Genomic DNA, 9896 nt, shown 5'->3' on the forward strand with positions numbered 1-9896 from the left:
CATGGGATGCTCTCCTTGCGGATAAATTTAGGGTGCCCGGGAGGCGAAATCGCCCGGTGGGTGCCTGACTGTTATCAAGGAGCGTGCCAGGTTTTTCTATGTCCCCGGCATACGGGGAGTAAGTGGATGTTGGAGGCCAAACGTAGGATGTTTTGCTGTGGTTTGGGGGCAAAAGTGCGCAAGAAGTTGCGCAGTACTGCGCAACTTCTTGCGCACTTGGCTGCAGGCCATGAAGGGCGTGAGCTGTAGCGATTTTAAGGGCGAAATATTACGAGCATGTGCGCAACTTCTTGCGCATCATGGCGCATTGCCTTGACTGGGCAAAAGCCACCGGTTTGGCAAATGACCGATCCAGCGCCCCTTTCTGCCAATCCGTCACTGGTCAGCCGCACCCCGGCTGCGGGAAAGTCCCCAGCCAGAGCCTGCGTTACCGAGCTCAGACAGGCCAAAGGGTTAAAAAGCGTCTTATAAATGAAACAGCGCCCTCGGCTATACTCCCCGCATTTCGAATCAGGCACGAGGAATCACTGTGAAGAACTGGACGTTGCGCCAACGCATTTTGGCGAGCTTTGCGGTGATTATCGCCATCATGCTGCTGATGGTGGTCGTCTCGTATTCACGGCTGTTGAAGATCGAAGCCAGCGAAAACAGCGTGCGTGACGACGCGATTCCCGGCGTTTATTACAGCTCGATGATCCGTGGTGCATGGGTCGACAGTTACTTGCAGACCCAGGAACTGCTCGGTCTGAAGGAAGGGCAGGGCATCAGCAGCGAAGATGCGGCGGACTACAAATCATTCGAAAACCGCCTGCAGGAGCAGATGGCCAACTACCGCAAGACCATGGCCACCGATGAGGACCGTACTGAATTCGCGGCCTTCGAGAAGTACCACGATGTCTACATGCAGATTCAGGATCAGGTGCTGAGCCTGCACGGGCGCAATCTGGAAGCCGATGCGGTCAAGTTGTTCAACGAGAAACTGACTCCGGCCTGGTACAGCGGTCGGATGAAACTCAACGACATCATCGGTGAGAACAAGAAAGTCGCCGATCAGGCCATGGCCAACATCGATGATGCGGTGGCTGCGGCGAAGGTCAGTATGTTCATCTCGTTGCTGGTGGCCGTTCTGGCGGCTGGTGCCTGCGGTCTGCTGTTGATGCGCGCGATCATGGCGCCGATGAACCGCATCGTGGAAATCCTCGAAATCATGCGCACCGGCGACTTGAGCAACCGTTTGAACCTCGACCGCAAGGACGAGTTCGGCGCCGTGGAAACCGGCTTCAACGACATGATGACCGAGCTGACCGCGCTGGTGTCCCAGGCACAGCGCTCGTCGGTGCAAGTGACAACCTCGGTGACCGAGATCGCCGCGACTTCCAAGCAACAGCAAGCCACCGCGACTGAAACCGCCGCCACCACCACCGAGATTGGCGCGACATCCCGAGAGATTGCCGCCACTTCGCGGGATCTGGTGCGCACCATGACCGAAGTCTCCACCGCCGCCGATCAGGCTTCGGTGCTCGCCGGTTCCGGCCAGCAAGGTCTGGCGCGCATGGAAGACACCATGCACTCGGTGATGGGCGCCGCCGATCTGGTCAACGCCAAACTGGCGATCCTCAACGAGAAGGCCGGCAACATCAATCAGGTCGTGGTGACCATTGTTAAAGTGGCCGACCAGACCAACCTGCTTTCGCTCAACGCGGCGATCGAGGCCGAGAAGGCCGGTGAATACGGTCGCGGTTTTGCCGTGGTCGCCACCGAAGTGCGGCGTCTGGCGGATCAGACAGCCGTCGCCACTTATGACATCGAACAAATGGTTCGCGAGATCCAGTCGGCCGTGTCTGCGGGCGTGATGGGCATGGACAAGTTCTCCGAAGAAGTGCGTCGCGGCATGTCCGAAGTGCAGCAGGTCGGCGAGCAGCTGTCGCAGATTATCCATCAAGTGCAGGCGCTGGCGCCGCGGGTGTTGATGGTCAACGAAGGCATGCAGGCCCAGGCCACCGGCGCCGAGCAGATCAACCACGCGCTGGTGCAGTTGGGCGACGCCAGCAGCCAGACTGTCGAGTCGTTGCGTCAGGCCAGTTTCGCCATTGACGAACTGAGCCAGGTGGCCGTCGGGCTGCGCAGCGGCGTTTCGCGATTTAAAGTCTGATGAGCGAAATCATCGCCAAACGCAGCGTCGCGCAGGTGGCGAAGAAGGCGTTGTTCCTGCTGTTTCGCATCGGCAGCGAGCGCTATGCCTTGCGCGCCACCGAAGTGGCCGAGGTGCTGCCGCGTCTGCCGTTGAAACCGATTGCCCGTGCGCCGCATTGGGTTGCCGGAGTGTTTGCCTATCGTGGCGCGGTGGTGCCGGTGATTGATCTCAGCGCGCTGACGTTTGGCCAACCTGCCGAGGCACGCACCAGCACGCGTCTGGTGCTGGTTCACTATCGCCCGGACGAAGCACAACCGGCGCAATGGCTCGGGCTGATTCTTGAGCAGGCCACCGACACTTTGCGCTGCGATCCAGAAGATTTTCAGCCCTATGGCCTCGACAACCGAGAAGCACCGTACCTCGGCCCGGTGCGTGAAGATGCGCAAGGGCTGGTGCAATGGGTGCTTGTCAGTGACTTGCTCGATGATTCCGTGCGCGGGTTGCTGTTCCCGAATCCGCCACGGGATTCGGCGCAGCTTGAGGCGCAGTCATGAGCGGCGATCAGCGCTTTTTCGACTTCCTCAAGGAGCGTATCGGCCTCGATGTCACGTCGGTGGGGCCGGCGATCATCGAACGGGCGGTGCGTCAGCGCACCACACTCTCGCAGGCCGCCAATGCCGCCGAATACTGGCAACTGCTGCAAGGCTCGCGAGATGAGCAACAGGCACTGATCGAAGCGGTGATCGTTCCCGAAACCTGGTTTTTCCGTTACCCGGAATCTTTCGCCACGCTGGGTAAACTGGCTCGCAAGCGCTTGAGCGAGCTGAACAACATGCGCGCCTTGCGCATCCTCAGCCTGCCGTGTTCCACCGGCGAAGAGCCCTATTCAATTGCCATGGCGTTGCTTGATGCAGGACTCAAACCGCATCAGTTCAAAGTCGACGGCATGGACGTCAGCCCGATCTCGGTGGAAAAGGCACGACGCGCGCTGTACGGAAAAAACTCGTTTCGCGGCCAGGATCTGGACTTCCGCGAGCGGCATTTCACGCCTGAGCAGGACGGCCATCGGGTCAACGAAAACGTTCGCGAGCAAGTGCGTTTACAGGTTGGCAACGTGCTTGATCCCGCGTTGTTGGCCAACGAGCCAGCCTTTGATTTTGTGTTTTGCCGCAACCTGCTGATCTATTTCGATCAGCCGACCCAGAAGCAAGTCTTCGAAGTGCTCAAGCGCCTGACCCATGTTGACGGCGTGCTGTTTATCGGCCCGGCCGAGGGCAGTCTGCTCGGGCGGCTGGGCATGCGTTCGATCGGCATCCCGCAGTCGTTTGCGTTCAGTCGCCACAGCGAGCCTGTGCCTGAGCCGCTGCCAATCCCCAAACCCGTTCCGTTGCCCGTCAGCCAACCGCTGCGCAGTGCGCCGCCACCGCCGGTGCGTAATCGGCCGTTTGCCCCGGTGACACCGCTGCCTACCACCAGTAAAAGCGAAAATCCCGACGCGGCAACGTTGTTGGCCAACATTGCTGCGCTGGCCAACGAAGGCAAAAGTGCCGAGGCCCGCGCCGCGTGCGAACAGTATTTGGGCAGCCACGAGCCGGTGGCGCAGGTGTTTTACTGGCTTGGCCTGCTCAGCGATGTCGCCGGCCTGACGCTGGAAGCCCAGGGTTTCTACCGCAAGGCGTTGTACCTCGAACCGCAACATCCCGAAGCGTTGATGCACCTGGCCGCCTTGCTGCAAGCCCAAGGTGACAGCGCCGGTGCCCGACGATTGCAGGAGCGTGCCGCGCGCAGCGGGCGCACCGCCGACAGTGAGCGTAAACGATGATCCCGTCCGACACCTTGAACGTCACCCACGAAGACGCCCGGGCCATCGATGATTGCTGGAACCGCATCGGCATTCACGGCGACAAGTCGTGCCCATTGCTGGAAGAACACATCCATTGCCGCAACTGCTCGGTGTATTCCGCCGCCGCCACACGCCTGCTTGATCGTTATGCCTTGCAACAGGACGAGCGCGACCCGGTGGCGATCGCCGTCGAAACCGAGCTGAAAACCCGTTCACTGCTGATGTTCCGCCTCGGCGAAGAATGGCTTGGACTGGCGACACGCAGTCTGGTTGAAGTCGCGCCGATGCAGGCGATTCACTCGTTGCCGCACCAGCGCTCGCGGGCCTTGCTTGGTGTGGCGAATGTGCGCGGCGCGCTGGTGGCGTGCCTGTCGCTGGTTGAACTGCTTGATCTGGATGGCAACGTGGCCCCGGCCAACGGCGGGCGGATCATGCCACGCATGCTGATCATCGCCGCCAATGGCGGGCCGGTGGTGGTGCCGGTCGATGAAGTCGACGGCATCCATGCGATTGACGAGCGAATTCTCGATGCCGCCTCGCAATCCGGTGCACAAGCCAGCGCCAAATACACCCGTGGCGTCCTGCAATATCGGGGTCGCAGCCTGCGTTGGCTGGATGAAGAGCAGTTGCTGTCCGCCGTGACCCGGAGCCTCACATGACCCCCGAGCAAATGCGCGACGCTTCGTTGCTGGAGCTGTTCAGCCTCGAGGCCGAAGCCCAGACCCAGGTGCTCAGCACAGGGCTGTTGGCGCTCGAGCGCAACCCGACCCAGGCCGATCACCTCGAATCATGCATGCGCGCGGCGCACTCGCTCAAAGGCGCGGCGCGGATCGTTGGTATCGACAGCGGCGTCAGCGTCGCCCATGTGATGGAAGATTGTCTGGTCAGTGCGCAGGAGGGGCGGTTGTTGCTGCGCCCGGAACACATCGACGCGTTGTTGCAGGGCACCGACCTGCTGATGCGTATTGCCACGCCCGCGAACGCGCCGCAACCGGCAGACATTGAGGCTTATGTCGCGTTGATGGGGCAACTGCTCGATCCGTCGGCACCGCCAGCGCCGGTCGCCGCGCCAGTCATGGCCGAGTTGCAACTCGAAGCACCGTCAGTGCCGGCGCCTTCTTTAGAGGTTGCGGTCGAGTCAACCGAGCCGGCGCCACGCAATAACAAACGCACCACCGAAGGCGGCGAGCGTGTGCTGCGGGTGACCGCCGAACGCCTGAACAGCCTGCTCGATCTGTCGAGCAAATCGCTGGTGGAAACCCAGCGCCTCAAGCCGCATCTGGCGACCATGCAGCGCCTCAAACGCATGCAGAACAACGGTCTGCGCGCACTGGAAAACCTCAACGTCCACCTCAAGGAACATGCGTTGAGCCTTGAGGCGCAGGAAGCGCTGGAGGATGCGCGGCGCTTGCTCGCCGAATCCCAGCAACTGCTGATGGAAAAGAACGCCGAACTCGACGAATTCGCCTGGCAGGCCAGCCAGCGCGCGCAAGTGCTCTACGACACTGCGCTGGCCTGTCGCATGCGGCCCTTTGCTGATGTGCTCAGCGGACAGGTGCGCATGGTCCGTGATCTGGGCCGCAGCCTCGGTAAGCAGGTTCGGCTGGAGATTGAAGGCGAGAAGACCCAAGTCGATCGCGACGTGCTGGAAAAACTCGAAGCGCCGCTCACCCATTTGCTGCGCAATGCGGTTGATCACGGTATCGAAACCCCGGAGCAGCGTGTGCTCAATGGCAAGCCCGAGGAAGGCTTGATCCGCCTGCGCGCTTCGCACCAGGCGGGGTTGCTGGTACTGGAGTTGAGCGATGACGGCAATGGCGTCGATCTGGAAAAGCTCCGTCGCAGCATCGTCGAGCGTCAGTTATCCCCCGCCGAAACAGCGGCGCAGTTGAGCGAAGAGGAACTGCTGACTTTTCTTTTCCTGCCCGGGTTCAGCCTGCGCGACAAGGTCACCGAAGTGTCCGGCCGTGGCGTCGGCCTCGATGCAGTGCAGCACATGGTGCGCCAATTGCGTGGTGCGGTGGTGCTGGAGCAGACGGCGGGCGAGGGCAGTCGGTTTCATCTGGAAGTGCCGCTGACGCTGTCGGTGGTGCGCAGTCTGGTAGTAGAAGTCGGTGAAGAGGCTTACGCCTTTCCGCTGGCGCATATCGAGCGCATGTGTGATCTGGCCCCCGAAGACATCGTGCAGGTCGAAGGTCGCCAGCATTTCTGGCACGAAGGCCGGCACGTCGGGCTGGTCGCGGCCAGTCAATTACTCAACCGTCCGGCCAGCCAGAGCAGCGGGGAAACCCTGAAAGTCGTGGTGATTCGCGAGCGTGATGCGATTTACGGTGTGGCGGTCGAACGCTTCATTGGCGAACGCACGCTGGTGGTGTTGCCGCTGGACGAGCGTCTGGGCAAAGTGCAGGACATCTCCGCCGGCGCCCTGCTCGATGACGGCTCGGTGGTGCTGATCGTCGACGTCGAGGACATGCTGCGGTCGGTGGACAAACTGCTCAATACCGGGCGCCTGGAACGCATCGCCCGCCATGGCAATCAAGCGGCAGAAGTGGCGCGCAAACGGGTTCTGGTGGTCGATGACTCGCTGACCGTACGCGAACTGCAACGCAAACTGCTGCTCAATCGCGGCTACGACGTGGCCGTCGCGGTAGATGGCATGGACGGCTGGAACGCGCTGCGTTCGGAGGATTTCGATTTGCTGATCACCGACATCGACATGCCGCGCATGGATGGCATCGAACTGGTCACGCTGTTGCGTCGCGACAACCGTCTGCAATCGCTGCCGGTGATGGTCGTGTCGTACAAGGATCGCGAAGAAGACCGGCGCCGTGGACTTGACGCCGGCGCCGACTATTATTTAGCCAAAGCCAGTTTTCATGACGACGCCCTGCTCGATGCAGTGGTCGAGCTGATCGGAGGAGCGCGGGCATGAAGATTGCGATCGTCAACGACATGCCCATGGCGGTGGAGGCCCTGCGCCGCGCGCTGGCCTTCGAGCCGGCGCATCAGGTGGTCTGGGTCGCTTACAACGGCGCCGAGGCGGTGCGTCTGTGCGCCGAAAATACTCCGGACCTGATTCTGATGGACCTGATCATGCCGGTGATGGACGGCGTCGAGGCTACGCGTCGCATCATGGCGGAAAGTCCATGCGCGATCGTGATCGTCACGGTCGATCGTCAGCAGAACGTGCACCGGGTCTTCGAAGCCATGGGCCACGGCGCGCTGGATGTGGTCGACACACCCGCACTCGGCGCCGGCAATGCTCAGGAAGCGGCAGCGCCACTGCTGCGCAAGATCCTCAACATCGGCTGGCTGATCGGCGAGAAGCCCACGCGATCGCGTCCGGCCCCGGCCCCCCAGCGCAGTTCGGCATCGTGCCAGCGGCTGGTGGCGATCGGTTCGTCCGCGGGCGGGCCGGCGGCGCTGGAAGTGCTGCTCAAAGGTTTGCCACGCAGTTTTTCTGCGGCCATCGTGCTGGTGCAACACGTTGACCAAGTGTTTGCCGCCGGCATGGCCGAATGGCTGGCCAGCGCCAGCGGGCTGGACGTGCGCCTGGCCCGCGAAGGCGAGCCGCCGCAGGCCGGGGCGGTGCTCCTGGCCGGCACCAATCACCATATTCGATTATTGAAAAACGGCACGCTGGCCTACACCGCCGAACCGGTCAACGAGATCTACCGACCGTCGATCGACGTGTTTTTCGAGAGTGTCGCCAGCTACTGGAACGGCGATGCGGTCGGGGTTTTATTGACCGGGATGGGACGCGACGGAGCGCAAGGGCTTAAGCTCATGCGCCAACAGGGTTACTTGACCATCGCGCAGGACCAGCAAAGCAGTGCCGTGTACGGCATGCCCAAGGCAGCAGCGGCGATCGATGCCGCCGTAGAAATCCGTCCACTGGAAAAGATAGCGCCACGATTGCTGGAGATTTTCCCCAAATGAACCGATTTATCCGCAATCCTGGCCCCCGCAGTACTCAGGTGACCGCCCATGAATGACTTACAGATCGACGACATTAAAACCGACGAAAACGCCGCCATGGTGTTGTTGGTGGACGATCAGGCGATGATCGGCGAAGCCGTGCGCCGTGGGCTGTCGAACGAAGAGAACATCGACTTCCATTTCTGCTCCGACCCGCATCAGGCCATCGCGCAAGCGGTGCGGATCAAGCCGACAGTGATCCTTCAGGATCTGGTGATGCCCGGCCTCGATGGCCTCAGTCTGGTGCGTGAGTACCGCAATCACCCGGCGACCAAGGACATCCCGATCATCGTCCTGTCGACCAAGGAGGACCCGCTGATCAAAAGCGCGGCGTTCTCCGCTGGCGCCAACGACTATCTGGTGAAACTGCCGGACACCATCGAACTGGTCGCGCGCATCCGCTATCACTCGCGCTCCTACATGACCTTGCTGCAGCGTGACGCCGCATATCGCGCGTTGCGGGTCAGTCAGCAGCAGTTGCTCGACACCAACCTGGTGCTGCAACGGCTGATGAACTCCGACGGCCTGACCGGGCTGTCCAATCGCCGCCATTTTGACGAATACCTCGAACTGGAATGGCGCCGTTCGCTGCGTGATCAGAGCCAGCTGTCGTTGCTGATGATCGACGTCGATTATTTCAAGTCGTACAACGACACCTTCGGCCACGTCGAAGGCGACGAGGCGCTGCGCAAGGTCGCCACGGCGATCCGCGACGCCAGTGCGCGGCCGTCGGACTTGCCGGCGCGTTACGGCGGTGAGGAATTTGCCCTGGTGCTGCCGAACACCTCGCCGGGTGGTGCGCGGCTGGTGGCGGAGAAACTGCGCCAGACCGTGGCGGCGCTGAAGATTCCGCACAATACGCCGGGTGAAGGCGCGAGCCTGACGATCAGCATCGGCTTGGCGACGATGGTGCCCGAGTCGGGTAGCGATTGCCGGTTGCTGATTTCGGCGGCGGATCGCGGGTTGTATCTGGCGAAGAACAACGGGCGTAATCAGGTGGGGATCGAATAACTCCCGGGCACCGCACATCCCTGTGGGAGCGAGCCAATGTCAATCGATTCGGCGTAACAGCCGCCAGACGGGCTGCCGTGACAGCGTGATTACGTTATACTCGCCGGCTTTCAAAAGTTCGCCAACGAGTGCTGCCCGTCATGGAAATCAACCCGATCCTGAACACCATCAAGGACCTGTCCGAGCGCTCCGAAACTATTCTGGGGTATCTTTGACTACGATCAAAAGCATGAGCGTCTGACCGAGGTCAATCGCGAGCTTGAAGATCCGAGTGTCTGGAACAAACCTGAATACGCCCAGGAACTGGGCCGCGAGCGCGCTGCGCTGGCGCAGATCGTCGATACCCTCGACGAACTGAACGGCGGTCTGGCCGATTGCCGTGACCTGCTGGACATGGCCGTCGAAGAAAACGACGAAGGCGCAGTGGGCGATGTTGTCGCCGAGCTGGCCCGTCTCGAGGAAAACCTCGCCAAGCTTGAATTCCGTCGCATGTTCAGCCACGAGATGGACCCGAACAACGCGTACCTGGACATCCAGGCCGGTTCCGGTGGCACCGAAGCCCAGGACTGGGCCAACATCCTGCTGCGCATGTACCTGCGCTGGGCTGACAAGCGCGGTTTCGACGCGACCATCATGGAACTGTCCGCCGGTGAAGTCGCCGGGATCAAGGGCGCAACCGTGCACATCAAGGGCGAATACGCCTTTGGCTGGCTGCGGACCGAGATCGGCGTGCACCGTCTGGTGCGCAAGAGCCCGTTCGACTCCGGCAACCGTCGCCACACCTCGTTCTCCGCCGTTTTCGTCTCCCCAGAGATCGACGACAAGGTGGAAATCGAAATCAACCCGGCAGACCTGCGGATTGACACCTATCGTTCCTCCGGTGCCGGTGGTCAGCACGTAAACACCACCGACTCGGCCGTCCGTATTACT

Annotated in this window: 7 protein-coding genes and 1 pseudogene; all 8 read left to right on the plus strand. The window is 61.5% G+C overall.

Translation table 11 applies throughout. The features are described 5' to 3' along the window. Window positions 1–529 precede the first annotated feature (529 nt). On the plus strand, window positions 530–2152 hold the full coding sequence (locus ACIOVB_RS26020; protein ID WP_401272102.1) for a methyl-accepting chemotaxis protein: 1623 nt from the start codon (window positions 530–532) through the stop codon (window positions 2150–2152). After that, window positions 2152–2688, plus strand: a complete 537-nt coding sequence (locus tag ACIOVB_RS26025) for a chemotaxis protein CheW (protein WP_401272103.1) — start codon at window positions 2152–2154, stop codon at window positions 2686–2688. The genes ACIOVB_RS26020 and ACIOVB_RS26025 overlap by 1 nt, the downstream gene beginning before the upstream one ends. Beyond that, on the plus strand, window positions 2685–3956 hold the full coding sequence (locus tag ACIOVB_RS26030; RefSeq protein WP_401272104.1) for a CheR family methyltransferase: 1272 nt from the start codon (window positions 2685–2687) through the stop codon (window positions 3954–3956). Before ACIOVB_RS26025 ends, ACIOVB_RS26030 begins: the two co-directional genes overlap by 4 nt. Then, window positions 3953–4636 (plus strand): chemotaxis protein CheW, encoded by a 684-nt coding sequence (locus ACIOVB_RS26035; protein ID WP_401272105.1) that lies wholly within the window; start codon window positions 3953–3955, stop codon window positions 4634–4636. The genes ACIOVB_RS26030 and ACIOVB_RS26035 overlap by 4 nt, the downstream gene beginning before the upstream one ends. Beyond that, a complete protein-coding gene (locus ACIOVB_RS26040; protein ID WP_401272106.1) occupies window positions 4633–6909 on the plus strand; it encodes a hybrid sensor histidine kinase/response regulator in 2277 nt (758 codons plus the stop codon). Before ACIOVB_RS26035 ends, ACIOVB_RS26040 begins: the two co-directional genes overlap by 4 nt. Then, the gene (locus ACIOVB_RS26045) at window positions 6906–7916 is read left to right on the plus strand and encodes a chemotaxis response regulator protein-glutamate methylesterase (RefSeq protein WP_401272107.1); all 1011 of its coding nucleotides are present in this window, start codon (window positions 6906–6908) and stop codon (window positions 7914–7916) included. The genes ACIOVB_RS26040 and ACIOVB_RS26045 overlap by 4 nt, the downstream gene beginning before the upstream one ends. Before the next feature lie 48 nt (window positions 7917–7964). After that, window positions 7965–8966, plus strand: coding sequence for a diguanylate cyclase domain-containing protein (locus ACIOVB_RS26050; protein WP_401272108.1), 1002 nt, complete (start codon window positions 7965–7967; stop codon window positions 8964–8966). Between the two features lie 140 nt (window positions 8967–9106). Then, a pseudogene (locus tag ACIOVB_RS26055) lies at window positions 9107–9896 on the plus strand (PCRF domain-containing protein); the annotation flags it as partial.

Source organism: Pseudomonas sp. NPDC087639, assembly GCF_044743385.1.
In the GTDB taxonomy this organism is placed as follows: Bacteria; Pseudomonadota; Gammaproteobacteria; order Pseudomonadales; family Pseudomonadaceae; genus Aquipseudomonas.